General features: G+C 40.9%; 14 protein-coding genes. 6 read left to right on the forward strand and 8 right to left on the reverse strand.

Annotated features, from left to right (window positions below; all coding sequences use genetic code 11):
* Positions 1 to 116: 116 nt before the first annotated feature.
* A complete protein-coding gene (locus Q4574_RS05470; RefSeq protein WP_303472383.1) occupies positions 117 to 2,735 on the reverse strand; it encodes a TonB-dependent siderophore receptor in 2,619 nt (872 codons plus the stop codon).
* A gap of 526 nt (positions 2,736 to 3,261) precedes the next feature.
* Here Q4574_RS05470 and Q4574_RS05475 point away from each other — a divergent pair.
* On the forward strand, positions 3,262 to 4,263 hold the full coding sequence (locus Q4574_RS05475; protein ID WP_303472385.1) for a LysR family transcriptional regulator: 1,002 nt from the start codon (positions 3,262 to 3,264) through the stop codon (positions 4,261 to 4,263).
* On the opposite strand, the gene Q4574_RS05480 is transcribed toward Q4574_RS05475, so the two are convergent.
* Genes Q4574_RS05480 through Q4574_RS05490 form a run of 3 tightly spaced genes read right to left on the reverse strand, consistent with a single transcriptional unit; the run spans position 4,256 to position 5,266 of the window.
* Positions 4,256 to 4,495 (reverse strand): hypothetical protein, encoded by a 240-nt coding sequence (locus Q4574_RS05480; RefSeq protein WP_303472388.1) that lies wholly within the window; start codon positions 4,493 to 4,495, stop codon positions 4,256 to 4,258. The genes Q4574_RS05475 and Q4574_RS05480 overlap by 8 nt on opposite strands.
* A gap of 11 nt (positions 4,496 to 4,506) precedes the next feature.
* Positions 4,507 to 4,941 carry a hypothetical protein gene (locus tag Q4574_RS05485; RefSeq protein WP_303472390.1) on the reverse strand — a complete coding sequence of 145 codons (435 nt, stop codon included), beginning with the start codon at positions 4,939 to 4,941 and terminating at the stop codon, positions 4,507 to 4,509.
* A gap of 7 nt (positions 4,942 to 4,948) precedes the next feature.
* The gene (locus tag Q4574_RS05490; protein WP_303472392.1) at positions 4,949 to 5,266 is read right to left on the reverse strand and encodes a DUF883 domain-containing protein; all 318 of its coding nucleotides are present in this window, start codon (positions 5,264 to 5,266) and stop codon (positions 4,949 to 4,951) included.
* A 213-nt stretch (positions 5,267 to 5,479) separates the two neighbouring features.
* On the opposite strand from Q4574_RS05490, the gene Q4574_RS05495 reads away from it, so the two are divergent.
* Positions 5,480 to 6,460, forward strand: coding sequence for an endonuclease/exonuclease/phosphatase family protein (locus tag Q4574_RS05495; protein ID WP_303472394.1), 981 nt, complete (start codon positions 5,480 to 5,482; stop codon positions 6,458 to 6,460).
* A 77-nt stretch (positions 6,461 to 6,537) separates the two neighbouring features.
* On the opposite strand, the gene Q4574_RS05500 is transcribed toward Q4574_RS05495, so the two are convergent.
* The 4 genes from Q4574_RS05500 to pncC all read right to left on the reverse strand — a co-directional run bounded on the left by Q4574_RS05500 (position 6,538) and on the right by pncC (position 9,327).
* A complete protein-coding gene (locus Q4574_RS05500; RefSeq protein ID WP_216046824.1) occupies positions 6,538 to 6,696 on the reverse strand; it encodes a YqaE/Pmp3 family membrane protein in 159 nt (52 codons plus the stop codon).
* An 85-nt stretch (positions 6,697 to 6,781) separates the two neighbouring features.
* Positions 6,782 to 7,228: a PA2169 family four-helix-bundle protein gene (locus Q4574_RS05505; RefSeq protein ID WP_303472398.1), complete on the reverse strand. Its 447-nt coding sequence runs from the start codon at positions 7,226 to 7,228 to the stop codon at positions 6,782 to 6,784.
* A 366-nt stretch (positions 7,229 to 7,594) separates the two neighbouring features.
* Positions 7,595 to 8,629 carry a recombinase RecA gene (gene recA / locus Q4574_RS05510; protein ID WP_303472400.1) on the reverse strand — a complete coding sequence of 345 codons (1,035 nt, stop codon included), beginning with the start codon at positions 8,627 to 8,629 and terminating at the stop codon, positions 7,595 to 7,597.
* A gap of 212 nt (positions 8,630 to 8,841) precedes the next feature.
* Positions 8,842 to 9,327, reverse strand: a complete 486-nt coding sequence (gene pncC / locus Q4574_RS05515; protein WP_303472401.1) for a nicotinamide-nucleotide amidase — start codon at positions 9,325 to 9,327, stop codon at positions 8,842 to 8,844.
* 163 nt (positions 9,328 to 9,490) lie between these two features.
* Between pncC and mutS the strand changes: the two genes are divergently transcribed.
* From mutS to Q4574_RS05535, 4 genes are all read left to right on the forward strand, one after another.
* Positions 9,491 to 12,070 carry a DNA mismatch repair protein MutS gene (mutS, locus tag Q4574_RS05520; RefSeq protein ID WP_303472403.1) on the forward strand — a complete coding sequence of 860 codons (2,580 nt, stop codon included), beginning with the start codon at positions 9,491 to 9,493 and terminating at the stop codon, positions 12,068 to 12,070.
* Positions 12,071 to 12,257: 187 nt separating this feature from the next.
* Positions 12,258 to 13,889: a CTP synthase gene (locus Q4574_RS05525; protein WP_303472405.1), complete on the forward strand. Its 1,632-nt coding sequence runs from the start codon at positions 12,258 to 12,260 to the stop codon at positions 13,887 to 13,889.
* Between the two features lie 106 nt (positions 13,890 to 13,995).
* Complete coding sequence (gene eno, locus Q4574_RS05530; RefSeq protein WP_303472407.1) at positions 13,996 to 15,288, forward strand: phosphopyruvate hydratase; 1,293 nt, start codon at positions 13,996 to 13,998, stop codon at positions 15,286 to 15,288.
* 80 nt (positions 15,289 to 15,368) lie between these two features.
* Positions 15,369 to 16,010 carry a hypothetical protein gene (locus Q4574_RS05535; RefSeq protein WP_303472409.1) on the forward strand — a complete coding sequence of 214 codons (642 nt, stop codon included), beginning with the start codon at positions 15,369 to 15,371 and terminating at the stop codon, positions 16,008 to 16,010.
* Positions 16,011 to 16,147 lie beyond the last annotated feature (137 nt).

Here is a 16,147-nt window from a genome sequence, read left to right on the forward strand (position 1 = left end):
TCCACTAAAAATGGTTTTCAAAATATGTACTCAACTTAATAAAAAATAAACTCGTAAAACAAGCAGGGGGCTTTCGCCCCTTCTGCCATTTCAGTATCTTCTAATCGTTTAACGATTTAGAAATTAGCAATAAATTTGGCGTAGTAGTAACCACCTTGCCAATCAACCACCGAATCTGAGCGATAAACGCGTCCACAACATGAATCTCCCATTGTTGCTACATCAGGATAGTTGTCGAAAATATTACGAACTCCCATGGAAACCGTATACATGTCATTGATATGATAGGTACCTTCCAGATCAACCATTAGCTCTGAACCAAAAGTTTGGATTTCAGTATCAACTGAGCTATCGTTGGCATTTTCATATTCACCGTAATAACTGAAACGTGTAGTTAAACTCCAATCCTCGTAACTGTGATTAATCGAGAACACACCGCGCATTTCGGGTACCCCATTCTCAAAATCGAATTGATCTTCTGCGTTTAAGTAATCACTAGGATCTGAATCAAACTCCTGAGAGTTATAATTGATCGAAGCGGTAAACATTGTTTCGCCAAAATCAGATTTCAAAGCGTAGGTACCAACTACGTCAAGGCCTTCAGTTATTGTATCGAAGGCGTTTTGGAAGAAGAAAACACCACCAATGGATTCAGCGCCCACTACACCGGCTTCGGCCAGATTCAAATAGTTAGTGTAATCATCACCACTTGACGGATCGGTAGACACGTCCATGGTAGAAACAGCATACACTCTGTCTTCCAATAATATATGGTAGTAGTCAACGGTTAAGCTGAAATCACCAATTGCTGCGGTCAAACCCAATGTAAAGTTAGTCGATAACTCAGGGCGAAGCTCTTCAGCACCAAGTGCTTGGGCAACCGAACCACCTGCTGGAAACAAACCTGTCGCAACCGGAAACCCATTGGGTAAGCGAGTAGACACATTGGTTGTACCTTGCTGACCTGGCGTTGGTGCTCTGAAACCAGTTCCGTATGAGCTACGAACTGCAAACTCATCAGTAAATTGGTAAATAGCAGCGACTTTATAGACTAGCTCGGAATCAAAATCAGAATAATCTTCATAACGCAGTGCAGCTTGTGCAAATAGTTTGTCAGTAAGATCACCTGAAATATCCACATAAGCAGCATAGGAATCTCGAGAGTATTTACCTGAGAACTCAGGAGAATAACCAGGGAAACCATTTGAACCTACACCAACAACTCGGTAAACCGGATCTAATCCTTCAATACCGTCATCTTCAAAACCGTCACCATCTACATCGTTGGTCGTATAATTAGCGCAATCTAGTGTCGAACCGCTATCGATAACAGCTTCACCAGCTTCAGTCGGTAGATAATCATCTGTACAGAAATCCCAAGGATCTGCAGAAGCGTAAGGGCCTGCAAAGTACGAGTCTTCTTCTCCGCCGGAGATTTCATAAGACTCATCCATATAACTCAAACCAAAAGCAAGAACGTAATCAGCTAAGTCATAAGCAAAGTCAGCTTGAATTTGTGTCTCTTCATTACTTAAATCACCCGGTTTAAATGACGTAGGTGACAAGTTACCCATTGATGGGTTAACAGTATTGCTTAACGTATACGAAATTTCATTGTAACCATATCGGGCACTTATATCGTAACTAAATGCATCGTTCACCCCTTTTATACCACCAAGCAGTGAGTAGTCAGTTACGTCTCCGAAGAAACGTGGTGTAAACCCTCCAGGAAATATTTCGATTGGGCTCCATATAGAACCATCTTCCAAACGAAGATCTTCAATGGTGCCATTACCCGGATAACGATAAAAGAATGACCCATCACCTTCACTTTCTGAATAATTTCCGAAGCCATAAAGTTCAACATCATCAGTAAGTGAATACCCTGCATTCACAAAAATCCGAGTACCGCTTGAATTGGGCTGTCCCCACGGCTGAACTTGAGACGAACCGTGTATTGTTTGACCTTGTAACTCTGCAGCTGCAATATATTCTGCAGATTGTTCGTCAACGCAGAACCAAGCTTCACAATACTGGGTTCCTCTGAAAGTGGCTTCCGAATCTGAATACTCAGCGGAGATGCTTAAAAAACCATCATCACCTAAAGCAAACCCTTTATTACCTGCGATGACCAACTGATCACCATCGCCTTCAAAATATTGTCCAATTTCTGCTGAAAACATACCGCCTTCAGTATTATTTTTAAGCTGGAAATTGATTACCCCTGCGATGGCATCAGAACCATATTGGGCAGCAGCACCATCACGCAGTACCTCCACACTCGCTATCGCTGCGGTAGGAATGGTCGCTAGATCAGGCCCTTGTGTACCTGAACCACCAATGGAAACTAAAGAAGCACGGTGACGGCGCTTAGAGTTTACGAGTACTAAGGTTTTGTCTGTAGGTAACCCCCGCAGCTGAGCAGGACGGATAAAGGTACCGCCATCTGAAATAGGCTGTCGAGAAACTGAATAAGATGGTACTAAGGTTTTTAGGACATCATTCATATCTGAAAACGCGACCGCATTTAAGTCATCGGCACTGAGCACATCTACAGGGACAGGTGAACTGGTCACTGTTCTTGGAGCACCTCGCACCCCCACTATCGCTATCTTTTCTAAGTTGTCTTCTTCTGCCGCAGCCTCTTGCGCGAGTGCTAAAGGAGCACTCATCAGAGAAATAGCACAACCAGATAAACCCGCTAAAATGGCGGCATTAATTTTGTTTAGTTTCATTGTGTGTTCCCCTATCAAATATGTGTTCTAAATAGTGTTTTGTTATTTTTTCTTTTTATTTTTTATTCTTGAGTGTTTTTAGTTTCAAATTCCTGAGTTAATTTCGACTTAGGGAGTGCCCTTTTTGGGTTCAATTAAGCACCAACTTCAAGCAAATAGATTTTTTGATAATGCATCAGGCCTATCAACTATCTTTCAAGAGACTAAAAAATGCTGTGACGAGGCGGAAGAAAAAAGATTATTGAGGGTTATAAGAAAAACATTGAGCCTTAAATTTTTCTTATGAATAACAAGAGCATATAGATTTCGTTTTGCTCAAAAAAATATTATCAAAAATTGAACTAAACATATTTTTTACATTATCAAACTAGATACATCATAGCCATGGTATAAAAAATGCTTAATTAACAAGTAATTACAAGGAATAGTGCAAAAAATAAGTCTGAAACCGATATGTAACTAATTTAGTGCAATGGAGGACACCAATTATCATTAAATAAGCGTCATTGTTAGAGGTAGCTGTTAAATGAATACTAAACAACTTGAGTACTTTTTGATGACTGTACAGCAAGGTAGCATTGCAGCCGCAGCAAGAGACCTCGACATTGCTCAACCCGCCATTAGTCAGCAATTAGCTAATTTAGAAAGAGAAATGGGCGCAGTCCTTCTTGAGCGCAGCTACAAAGGTGTGAGGCTTACCCATGCAGGGCAAATATTTGTTAATTATGCTGAATCAATAACCAAAAACATCAATGACGCTAAGAGCGAACTGCAGCAACTCGTCAAAAGCTCCTCGGGAGTAGTTAGGGTTGGCATGCTACCGTCAATTGGAAATGTCTTGTCAATGCCTCTGATTGCTGAGATCAATCATTTTCACCCTCACATCAAATTAGAAATTAGTACAGGCCCGTCCTACGCGGTAAAAGAATGGCTTAAAACCAATCAACTCGATATCGCGTTAACTTATGAACAAGAAATAGATCAGAATTTTATGAGCTCCTACCCCCTTATCGAAGAGTTTATGTACTTGGTTGTTGGGGGGAATGATAGTGCGAAAAACTTCAAGCAGTTGTTACATAGAGATTCAGTGAATTTTTGGGAGTTAAGTCAATTTGAGCTTTTAACGCCAGGCCTAAAAGACGCTCTAGGAAAGCTAATCAATAATTATGAACAGCGCACGGGGGTTGCCTTAAAACACGATAAAGCGTATTCAGGACAATTAATGACAGGATTAAGACAAGTGATCCAAGGCGAGGGATTGATGATATTACCTTCCTCAGCAATGTACCATTTAGAAGAGAGCAAGGTCATTAAAACTTTAAAGATAGAGCAACCAGAGATGACTCGAATGGTATTAGCAACCACCAATAAGGGAAAGCGTATTTCTGATGCTTCGATTCAAATGCTAAACGTGATCAAAGCCGTGACAGCAAGTGAACAAGCTTTATCACATTGGCGCGGTCGATTAGCGTTATCGACAGAAAAACTCCCACAAACCCCATCAAACTTAATCGCTAAAGCTATATAAGTCGCAATAAAATACTGATGATGGTTTTGCTAGAATTTGAATCTGATCCCGATTGAAGTTCGTAACAAGAGCCAACTACAAAAGACGTTAACAGCCCTTTAGGAGATCCCAGCCATTGTTTAGATTGGTTTTGGGCATACTCTAACCTTTGCTGCTTAATATCTTTGGACACTTTATATATAGACGCTTCGTTATCGACTCGGGCTTTTTGTGCGGCCAATAAATCAAACATATTAAACCTCGTTAAGTTTGAGTTGATGAATTTTCTGTAGGTTTACCAAATAAAGTATTGAGTGTTGTAGAAAGTCCAATAGAACAAACGGCATTTTTGAAAACTCGATGGATAACCCAAAACAAAAGTAGATTTAGGGTGATTAAAAAAACAGCAACAACCATCCAGTGAACACCGTAACTATAAGCGCTATAACCTAAGGTGAAAAGTAAGCCGGTCCAGGTAATTAAACTAATCCCGACTAACAGTAAAATGCAAACAAAGCTCAACACCAATCCTTTCACAGAAAGTTTTAATTCCTGAACTGCTAGCGTCTTCGCCTTGCCTACTTGTGCTTTTTGTGACTCCCACACCCTAGCCCAACTTGCCTGCAGTTCAGCAAAATCTGCAACGTCATTGTCAGTCGCTGCAGATTTTTCGCGCTGGTGAGTCTCGCCATCAATCATCAGAAGTCTACTTTCTTTTCAGAAGTGCAGTCAGTGCCATACCGGCAGCAAATGCGATACCTGCTGTTGCAACCGGGTTCTCTTTGGTAAATTTCCCTACCGCTGAAGAATTCCAGAAATCTAAAGCTTCTTGCTGTTTTTCCGACATTGCTTCTGCTGAAGCGCTTGCAGAGTGCCTTACTTTTTCTTCAGTCTTAGCTGCTTGCTTCGATAATGAATCAACTGAGTGATGAAGGGCATCTGTTACCTTGTCAGCAATTGGAGTGTCTGACTCATCACGGCCCTGTTTAGGAATATTGCTAGCTGAATGTGCTTGGTTTGACATGTAATGCTCCTTTTTTAGTTAAATGCTATCAATCAATTATTGAAAGACAGTAATTTATAAGGAGCAACCAATATGCCACTTTAAAAGGCACAACTTAATTCAATCAAAACAAGTAATTAACGATTTTTAGTACGAACCACCCCATAATTAAAAGGTTATTCTTGTAAATACTTCTGATATTCTTTGCAACAATTACATCAATTCGTAAAAAATATGATTGAAACAACTCTACTTTGTACCAGCGGTTTTCTTTTAGCCATTACTCTACTCCCTTTATTACCTAGCAATCATTGGATATGCCGGAGTTGGGAGTTCCCTCGGGTACAGATAGTTGTGTTAATCGTAATTAATATTTTACTAACGGCAATCTTCAGCGAAAATACCTTAATGATAAGTCTACTTGCAGTAAACATCGCAAGTTTACTTTATCAAGTAATTTGGATATTGCCTTACACATTTCTTTATCCTAAAGAAGTTGAACAAGGAACAAAAACGCAATCCAGCACAAGTATTAAAGTCATCACTGCAAACGTACTCATGCCGAACAAATCAGCTCAAAAACTAATAGACTTAGTGACCCAATATGAACCGGATATCTTAGTCACATTGGAAACAAATAAGTGGTGGCAGGAAGCAATGAGTCCCATCCACAAAAAATATCCATATCGAGTTAATAAGCCTTTGGAAAATTTATATGGAATGCACGTTTACAGTAAGTTTGAAATATCCGATTTACAGGTTATGGAATTAATTGAGAAGGATGTGCCATCGGTTCATTGTTATATCCATTTTGCACAAAACGTGAAAGTAAAATTTCATTTTATGCATCCTGCTCCCCCGTCACCAACAGAAAACGAAACAGCAAAGCCCAGAGACAAAGAGTTACTTTTGATTGCCGATGAAGTGAAAAACTCTCTACAACCGACCATAGTGACTGGAGATTTAAATGACGTTGCCTGGTCTCCTACTACACGAAATTTTCGTCATAAGAGTGGATTACAAGATCCTAGAATTGGCAGGGGCTTTTTCAATACCTTTCATGCAGACTATCCAGTTATTCGATGGCCTCTTGATCACCTTTTTCATTCCCATCACTTCATGCTGATAGACATAAAAAGGCTGCCTTCCATCGATTCTGATCATTTCCCACTATTCACTGAGCTCGTCGTGAAAGAACAAGCACAATCAGAGTAAGGGTATCTGCAATGAAAGTAGTCCGCTTGCAAATTTAAATTATATTGCTGCGGACTTTACTCTTAATATTATTAACTTTATCTTTTGGCAATAATCCAAACTGCGTGGATTATTCCGGGTAAGTAACCAAGAATAGTCAGCAGAATATTTAAGAAAAAAGCGCCACTGAATCCTACTTGAAGAAAGACTCCTACGGGTGGCAATAGAATAGCTAAAATAAGTCGAATGATATCCATAATGTACCTCACTGATGAACATTGATTAGTTTACAATCACATTATAAGCCGCCCTGTGAGCGGCTTATAACTATTAAGTTATCGGCTAAGCAGTGATTTCCTGCAGAGCTTTCATTTCATCGTGACAAGCTTGCATAGTGCCACGGATTTCTCGAAGTGCTAAGGTGCATGTATCAGGCTGGGTTTCTTTAAGAGCCTCATCAATAATTTCTAAGGTTTTATCTTCAACTTCTTCAAGTTGACTAATGTACGTATGTTCTTTGTCGAAAGACAAAGCACCGACTAATTTGGTGTACATGTTTCGTATATTAACCGCAATGGATTCACCTTTTTCTTTCTCACCTTTTTCAGCAATGGCGAAAGGCTGTAGAGCTTCGATTGCCGCCTTTTTCTCAAACATCATTCTTGCAAAAACTTGTTTCACCGATTGATGAGATGCTTTGTCGATACTTTCTTCATAAAAGTCTGCGCCAGCGCTTAATACTTCAATCACATCAGTTACTTTGTTTACTTGTTTCACTTCATTACTCATAAATATCTCCTTTTAATGATCGAAAAAATAATCAAAATTTCACTTTGATTGTGTTGTTATTCAGTCTAAAGGGTTGCAGAAACCGCACCATCGTGAAGTAACAGCGCAAAGAAATATTAGAATGAACATAAAAAGCACATTTTATTATTATATTTCAATTAGATAAGAGAATTTTAAATGAACCCGTTAATCGGCATTCAGAGATAAAGAAAAAAATAGAAGAGAAAGACAGGCAATCCAAATTGTAAAAAATTTACGCATAAGATGGAAAGTTTACAAAGAAAAGTATCTATTTCAGTATTTAAAAAGCCCCGCCAATAAAATTAGCGGGGAACTCACGCTTAGGGAATGTGTGTAAGGTTAGGGTTACAACACATCCTCAGAAGCTATAGGATCTTCTGGTTTGACTGTTTTAGACAGTAATAACTCAGCTCTGAGGCGTTTCTCAATATCATCAGCCATATCAGTGTGTTCTCGTAGGTATTTAACCACGTTGGCTTTACCTTGACCGATACGCTCTCCATTGTAGCTATACCAAGCCCCCGCCTTTTCAACAAACTTCTGCTTTACACCTAAGTCAATCAACTCAGCTTCTTTACAGATACCTTGGCCATATAAAATTTGGAATTCAGCTTGTTTAAATGGCGGAGCAACTTTATTTTTAACCACTTTTACTCGGGTTTCATTACCAACCACTTCATCGCCGTCTTTAATCGCACCAATACGGCGTATATCTAATCTTACCGAAGCATAAAACTTAAGGGCATTACCACCAGTTGTGGTTTCTGGAGAACCAAACATTACCCCAATTTTCATACGAATTTGGTTAATGAAGATAACTAAGGTGTTTGACCGTTTGATATTACCGGTTAGTTTACGTAGCGCTTGTGACATCAAACGTGCCTGCAAACCAACGTGGGAATCTCCCATATCACCTTCAATCTCAGCTTTCGGCGTTAACGCCGCTACGGAATCGACCACTACAACGTCAACCGCACCAGAACGCACTAACATATCGCAGATTTCTAATGCTTGTTCACCGGTATCAGGCTGAGAGACCAACAGATCATCAATATTCACCCCTAATTTGGCCGCATAGACTGGATCCAAGGCATGCTCCGCATCTACGAAGGCACAAGTTTTACCCATTTTTTGCGCTTCAGCGATAGCTTGTAAGGTCAGGGTTGTTTTACCAGATGATTCTGGACCATAAATTTCGACGACTCTACCACATGGCAAGCCACCTATTCCCAGCGCAATATCAATTGTCAAAGAGCCGGTTGAAACCGCTTCAATATCTAAAGCTTGGTTGTCTCCAAGGCGCATAATCGCACCTTTACCAAATTGTTTTTCAATCTGCCCTAGAGCAGCTGATAATGCGCGAGATTTATTATCGTCCATCGGAATATCCTTCGAAAATAGCGTGATAAATTAAACAAGGGTTCAACGAACTTGTTTATTTGTTTCATAACCTAAAGTTTATGCTGAGAAGTATACTGTATGATTATACAGTTGCAAGTACAGTTTTACTTGTTTTGTAATTTTCTGACCTGATGAGTTAAAAATGTCTATTAAAGGTAAGACGTATTAACGCCTTAACAATATGTAAAGCCTTAACAAATTCGTTGACTAACCTGTTTTAACGCAAACTCGATAGCTTGCAGCCTCACTTCATGACGATCCCCAGAAAATATCTGTTTTTCAGTAAAAATATCACCATTGATATAAAAGCCAAACCACACTAAACCTACAGGTTTGTCTTCTGTCCCACCATCAGGTCCGGCAATACCACTTATGGAAACGCCCACTTCGGCGTGGGATTTTTGTGCGCATCCTGAAGCCATCTGTTCAACAGTCTGAGCAGACACAGCGCCAAAGGAAATCAAAACTTCCTGTCTAACCCCTAACAAATCATGTTTTGCTTCATTAGAATAAGTAACGAAGGATTGCTTAAACCATTCAGAACTTCCCGCAACGCTGGTGATTGCAAAGGCAACGCCTCCGCCGGTGCAAGATTCTGCACAACTTATCGTCCAACCTTTTTGTTGTAACTGCTGACCAAGTTGCTGCGCCATTAAATCGATTGATTCGGTTAACATATACAAATATGCTCCAATATTAATTTTAAGTGGCAGATTGTACTAACAACTGCTAGAAAAAAAACCCATACTTCTTATAATGCCCAATTGTTTTTAATTGTCTTGCTTTAGGTAAGTCATTTATTCAAGCATAACCTCAACCTGCAAAGAGATCCCAACCTCAATGAGTAATAGCGTTAAACAGCCAGATCTAGATAGTCATACTCCCATGATGCGTCAGTACTTAACCATAAAAGCTGAACATCCAGATATTCTGCTTTTCTATCGAATGGGCGATTTTTACGAGCTGTTTTTTGACGATGCAAAAAAAGCCTCGGAACTACTAGATATCTCCTTAACCGCCAGAGGCAAGTCAGGTGGGAACGCCATTCCTATGGCCGGTGTGCCCTATCATGCTGTAGAAAGTTACCTTGCCCGGTTAGTTAAAATGGGGCAATCGGTGGCGATAGTTGAACAAGTGGGAGATCCTGCCACCAGCAAAGGTCCAGTCGAAAGGCGAGTACAACGAATTGTCACCCCAGGCACAGTAACCGACGAAGCCTTACTCGAAGACAAGCAAGATAATTTGTTAGCGGCTGTGTTTTCCCAAAAAGACGTGTTTGGTTTTGCCGTGATCGATATTACAAGCGGCCGTTTTAGTTTATCTGAATTTACTGGAGAAGAAGCATTATTAGCTGAATTACAACGCTGTAATCCTGCCGAATTGCTATATCCTGAGGGGTTTAGTCATCTGCATTTAATCGATGATCGCGCAGGCTTAAGGCGACGTCCTGTATGGGAATTTGATTTGCAAACGGCCAACAAGCAACTAAACCAACAATTTGGTACCACAGAGCTCAATGGCTTTGGTGTGCAAGATGCAAAAATTGCGATTTGTGCTGCTGGCTGTATTGTTCAATATGTTAAAGACACCCAACGTTCGGCTTTACCGCACATACGCAAAATCCAATTGCAAAATAATGACGATACCGTACTCATGGATGCAGCCACCAGGCGCAATCTAGAGTTAACCTTGAATTTATCTGGCGGCGTTGAACATACTTTAGCGAGTATTCTAGATTATACAGTTACGCCCATGGGTAGTCGCTTATTAAAACGCTGGATCCAAACCCCTGTGCGCGACTTACAGGTTATTAATAGCCGTCAACAGCAAATAAAAGCCTTACATGAAGGCGAATACGAAGATTTGCGAGATATGCTTAAATCTGTAGGCGATATGGAACGCTGCTTAGCCAGGTTAGCTTTACGTTCCGCTCGTCCAAGAGACTTTTCCCGATTAGGCAATGCATTTGAAATGCTACCAAAGGTTCAACAAACTTTGGCGAATTTAGGACCAGAGTTTGTTAAATTGAGTGAAGATATCAACAATTTTCCTGAACTTGGTGAATTGTTATCCAACGCAATCATCCCTAACCCACCGGTATTGATACGAGATGGAGGTGTGATCGCCCCAGGCTACAATGCAGAGTTGGATGAACTCAGAAACCTAGCCAAAGGTGCTACAGACTATCTCGAACAGTTGGAAATTAGAGAAAAAGAACGAACGGGTATTCCCTCACTTAAAGTAAATTACAATAAAGTGCACGGCTATTATATTGAAGTTAGTCGCAGTTTTGCCGATCAGGTCCCTGCGGATTATGTCCGCCGTCAAACCTTAAAAAATAACGAACGCTATATTATTCCAGAACTCAAAGAGCACGAAGACAAAGTACTTACCAGCCAAGGACGCGCACTCGCTTTGGAAAAGCAGTTATATGATCAGCTCTTCGATTTATTATTACCCCAATTAAATGAGCTCATGATAAGTGCTATGGGACTGGCTGAGTTAGATGTTATTTGTAATTTAGCACAACGAGCAGAAGCCTTAGATTTACATTGTCCGGAAATGTCTGAACAGAGCGGAATATTCTACGAACAAGGTCGCCACCCTGTGGTTGAAAATGTGATGAAAACGCCTTTCATTGCCAATCCCTTAGCGATGACCCCATCTAGACGAATGTTGATTATAACAGGGCCAAATATGGGCGGAAAATCAACTTATATGAGGCAAACAGCATTGATCGTGCTGATGGCGTACATAGGTTCATTTGTGCCCGCACAGCAGGCCGTTATCGGCCCTGTAGATAGAATATTCACCCGCATTGGAGCATCAGATGATCTCGCCTCTGGCCGCTCTACTTTTATGGTGGAGATGACCGAAACGGCGAATATTTTAAATAATGCAACGGCCAATAGTTTAGTTTTAATGGACGAAATTGGTCGTGGAACCAGCACCTATGACGGCCTATCATTAGCCTGGGCATGTGCCGAATACCTTGCATCTAAGATTCACGCATACACACTTTTTGCCACCCATTATTTTGAATTGACTCAATTGGCTTCAGAGCTCGACAGTTTAGCTAATGTGCACCTTGATGCTATTGAACACAACGATGAAATTCGTTTTATGCATGCGGTTCAAGAAGGCCCTGCTAATCGCAGTTATGGTTTACAAGTGGCGCAACTAGCCGGAGTGCCGAAGAGTGTTATTCGCTCCGCCAAAACAAAACTCGCTATTTTGGAAAAACAACCAAACATTGACAGTAGTGAGCTGGCAGTAAGTGATCACTCACAGCAATTAGATCTTTTGGACTGTGTAGATGAATTACGGATTAAATTGAAGCAAGTGGAACCCGATGAGTTGACGCCTAAAGAAGCCCTAGCATTAGTTTATTCCCTTAAAGAAATGAGCAAACAATCTTAATAATATAGACGTTATTAGCATTGACTGAATGTAGTTTAAATCAAATCAAGATTTGTCGCTGTTTAATGAAAAAGTTCGTTGTATGGACAGGCAGGTTTCCGTATACTGTTGAGCCGTCCATATGCCGAAACTTTGTCGGTTCCTTGGTCAAGTATTCTTATCAACTCCAAAACGTCTTAGGTTACACATGACACATTATATTTTCGTCACAGGTGGTGTCGTTTCATCACTTGGAAAAGGTATTGCCGCAGCTTCGTTAGCTGCAATTCTCGAAGCTAGAGGATTGAAAGTTACGATGCTCAAACTGGACCCATATATTAATGTGGATCCGGGCACTATGAGCCCCATTCAACACGGCGAAGTATTTGTTACCGATGACGGTGCAGAAACAGATTTAGATTTAGGTCATTACGAGCGCTTTATTCGTACCCGTATGACCAGACGCAATAATTTCACCACAGGTCGCGTATACGAAGAAGTATTAAAACGTGAAAGACGCGGTGACTATCTTGGCGCGACCATACAGGTTATTCCTCATATTACTAACGAAATAAAACGTCGGGTAATAGAAGGCGCAGAAGGAGTAGACGTAGCCATTGTTGAAATAGGTGGAACTGTAGGTGATATAGAGTCACAACCATTTCTCGAAGCAATTCGTCAGTTAGGTGCAGAATTAGGGCGTGAGCGCGCCATGTATATGCATCTAACATTAGTTCCTTACATGGCTGCATCCGGTGAAGTGAAAACCAAGCCCACTCAACACTCCGTGAAAGAGTTGCGCTCCATTGGTATCCAACCAGATATTCTAGTTTGCCGTTCAGAGAGTGCCCTTCCTTCAAACGAACGTCAAAAGATTGCATTATTCACGAACGTCCCCGATAAAGCCGTTATCGGTTTAAAAGATGTGGATAGTATTTATCGCATTCCTGCGGGCCTAAAAGCCCAAGGTATGGATGAATTAGTGGTTCAACGTTTTGGTTTAGATTGCCCTGAAGCCGATTTGACTGAGTGGGAACAAGTTTTATATGCAGAGTCTAATCCAAATGACGAAGTCAATATCGGCATGATCGGCAAATATGTCGAATTACCCGATGCATACAAATCAGTTAACGAAGCATTAAAACATGCAGGCTTAAAAAACCGTCTTTCAGTCAATATCCGTTATATCGATTCTCAGGATATCGAAAGCAAAGGCGAAAATGTATTGCACGATCTTGATGCTATTTTGGTTCCAGGTGGATTTGGCGAACGTGGTATTGAAGGGAAAATAGCTGCCGCTAAATATGCTCGTGAAAACAAAGTACCCTATTTGGGAATTTGTTTAGGGATGCAGGTTGCATTAATTGAATATGCTAGAAACGTAACTGGCATGGCGGATGCGAACAGTACTGAATTTAATCCAGATACCCCATTCCCAGTCGTCGGCTTAATTACCGAATGGCTGGAATCAGACGGCAGCACAGAGGTCAGAGATGAAACTTCTGATCTAGGTGGTACAATGCGTTTGGGTAGTCAATTGTGCCATTTAATTCCAGATACAAAGGTGCACCAAACCTATGGCGATACAGAAATTTATGAACGCCATAGACATCGTTACGAAGTAAATAACAATCTGCGTGATGAAATTGAAGCATCAGGTTTAATTGTGTCTGGTTTATCTACCGATAAACGTTTGGTTGAGGTTATCGAATTACCTGATCACCCATGGTTTATTGCAGGCCAATTTCACCCAGAATTTAACTCTACACCCCGTGACGGCCACCCTCTATTTACAGGGTTTGTGCACGCCGCTGGTGAATACCATAAAAATAATAATTAAAAGAAGAACCAAGCGCCTATTCGTATAATAAATATAAGCCTTAAACAAAGGCATTATTATGCGAGTGCTTAGAACGTAAATTAAACATTTTTATAAGGCAACAAGAATGGCAAAAATCAGCAAGATTATTGGCCGTGAGGTAATGGACTCGCGTGGTAACCCAACCGTAGAGGCAGACGTTTATTTGGAAAGTGGTGCTTGGGGGCGAGCTTGTGCTCCTTCTGGCGCATCAACTGGCTCTCGTGAAGCATTGGAATTACGTGACGGTGATAAGTCTAGATACTTAGGTAAAGGTGTACTTAACGCCGTTGCCGCTATTAACGGTGATATTCAGGCAGCGTTAGTGGGTCAAGATGCACTTGAACAACGTGCAGTAGATAAGGTTATGATCGACCTAGATGGCACAGAAAATAAAGAAAAGTTTGGTGCTAATGCCATTCTTGCGGTTTCTCTGGCAGTTGCTAAAGCGGCGGCGATGGAGAAAAACGTTCCTTTATATCAACATATTTCTGAACTTAACGGCACGCCAGGACAGTACTCAATGCCAGTCCCCATGATGAATATCATTAACGGTGGTGAGCATGCTGATAACAACGTAGACATTCAAGAGTTTATGGTTCAGCCGGTAGGCGCACCAAATTTCCGTGAAGCACTACGTATGGGCGCTGAAATCTTCCATAGCCTTAAAAAAGTTTTGTCTGCTAAAGGCCTTAACACTGCAGTTGGCGACGAAGGTGGCTTTGCCCCTAACCTAAGCTCAAACGAAGAAGCCCTTAAGGTTATTATCCAAGCAGTTGAAAGCGCTGGTTATGTCATGGATAAAGACGTTACCCTAGCACTCGATTGTGCATCATCTGAGTTTTATGTTGACGACCAATATAATATGAAAGGTGAAGGAAAAGTCTTTAACTCTGAACAGTTCAGTGATTATTTAGCTGACCTTTCTGCTAAGTATCCCATTATCTCAATTGAAGATGGTTTGGATGAAAGCGACTGGGATGGTTGGGCTTACCTAACAGGCAAAATCGGCGATAAAATACAACTTGTCGGTGATGACTTGTTTGTGACCAATACCAAGATTCTTAAACGCGGTATTGATAATGGTGTAGGTAACTCTATCCTGATTAAGTTTAACCAAATTGGTTCACTTTCAGAAACCTTAGATGCGATTAAGATGGCTAAAGATGCAGGTTTCACAGCCGTTATCTCTCATCGAAGTGGTGAAACTGAAGATGCAACCATTGCAGATTTAGCAGTAGGAACCGCAGCAGGACAAATCAAAACAGGTTCTCTATGCCGTTCTGATCGTGTTGCTAAGTACAACCAATTGCTGCGCATTGAAGAAGCTTTAGGTGACTCAGTTAGTTACGGCGGTCGCGCTGAAATTAAAGGTCAATAAAGCCTAATGAGCATGTGCCAGCCTGAGTTTTATCTGGTGCATGCTTACAACTACCCTAATTGTCTGATATAAGTCAGATAATGTCCGATACCAATCATCAACAACAAGTTGATATCTTCGCCTCAGATCAAAGACAGCGCCATTTTGCCGAGCTGTGTAATGCCCTGTATGAAAGAGAATTACACTCCTTAAGTAAAACCGCACCGAATAATATACGATTGTTACAACGTCGGTTATCCGGATTGCCCTACCATATTAAAAATGCAGCCGAATATTTACTTGCCCAAGACTATCCAATTCAAGTGGATATTCACAATGGCAGCTGGCAAGCAAAACAAACGGCTAAATGTGTTAGTAGTAAGTACGATCCAGAAAAAACCTTTGTTTGGTTTAGCAATTATGTTCGTATGGGCTTACCCTCACCGATTTGCATGAGTGATATGGGCGTTGAAACCGTGGAGTTAGACTCTGTTGATAGAATCGACCAAGAACAGCATAAACTGCATTTCAATAAACATGGTTGGTTTGATTTCAACGGCGCTTATTTAGGCGAGTATGAACATTCATTGCAAAGCAAAACCTTATTAATCCCCAATAAAAGCAATATCACCGCAGCGTGTTGCGGTCACAGCTGGAATCATAAGGGGAAAACCATTCCCCGCACGCTCAGCTTACGAGAATTATTGCTATCCACAACCATCAATTGGAAGACCTATAAGTAATTAACCTAAAAGCAACATAGGTTAAAAGGTCGCTTAGTTAATGAACAGTTTTTTGAGTTTAGTGAAATTTCCACTGCAAAATGCGCCATATACGCCTGCTTATCCCGAGTTAAGGTTAGTTATTCCAAAGCGATATA

The organism is Aliiglaciecola sp. 3_MG-2023, assembly GCF_030548205.1.
Taxonomy (GTDB): Bacteria; Pseudomonadota; Gammaproteobacteria; order Enterobacterales; family Alteromonadaceae; genus Aliiglaciecola.

Coding starts and splice junctions, on each gene's coding strand:
- Q4574_RS05470 (WP_303472383.1), bottom strand. CDS start 2,735: ATGAAACTAAACAAAATTAATGCCGCCATTTTAGCGGGTTTATCTGGT.
- Q4574_RS05475 (WP_303472385.1), top strand. CDS start 3,262: ATGAATACTAAACAACTTGAGTACTTTTTGATGACTGTACAGCAAGGT.
- Q4574_RS05480 (WP_303472388.1), bottom strand. CDS start 4,495: ATGTTTGATTTATTGGCCGCACAAAAAGCCCGAGTCGATAACGAAGCG.
- Q4574_RS05485 (WP_303472390.1), bottom strand. CDS start 4,941: ATGATTGATGGCGAGACTCACCAGCGCGAAAAATCTGCAGCGACTGAC.
- Q4574_RS05490 (WP_303472392.1), bottom strand. CDS start 5,266: ATGTCAAACCAAGCACATTCAGCTAGCAATATTCCTAAACAGGGCCGT.
- Q4574_RS05495 (WP_303472394.1), top strand. CDS start 5,480: ATGATTGAAACAACTCTACTTTGTACCAGCGGTTTTCTTTTAGCCATT.
- Q4574_RS05500 (WP_216046824.1), bottom strand. CDS start 6,696: ATGGATATCATTCGACTTATTTTAGCTATTCTATTGCCACCCGTAGGA.
- Q4574_RS05505 (WP_303472398.1), bottom strand. CDS start 7,228: ATGAGTAATGAAGTGAAACAAGTAAACAAAGTAACTGATGTGATTGAA.
- recA (WP_303472400.1), bottom strand. CDS start 8,629: ATGGACGATAATAAATCTCGCGCATTATCAGCTGCTCTAGGGCAGATT.
- pncC (WP_303472401.1), bottom strand. CDS start 9,327: ATGTTAACCGAATCAATCGATTTAATGGCGCAGCAACTTGGTCAGCAG.
- mutS (WP_303472403.1), top strand. CDS start 9,491: ATGAGTAATAGCGTTAAACAGCCAGATCTAGATAGTCATACTCCCATG.
- Q4574_RS05525 (WP_303472405.1), top strand. CDS start 12,258: ATGACACATTATATTTTCGTCACAGGTGGTGTCGTTTCATCACTTGGA.
- eno (WP_303472407.1), top strand. CDS start 13,996: ATGGCAAAAATCAGCAAGATTATTGGCCGTGAGGTAATGGACTCGCGT.
- Q4574_RS05535 (WP_303472409.1), top strand. CDS start 15,369: ATGTCCGATACCAATCATCAACAACAAGTTGATATCTTCGCCTCAGAT.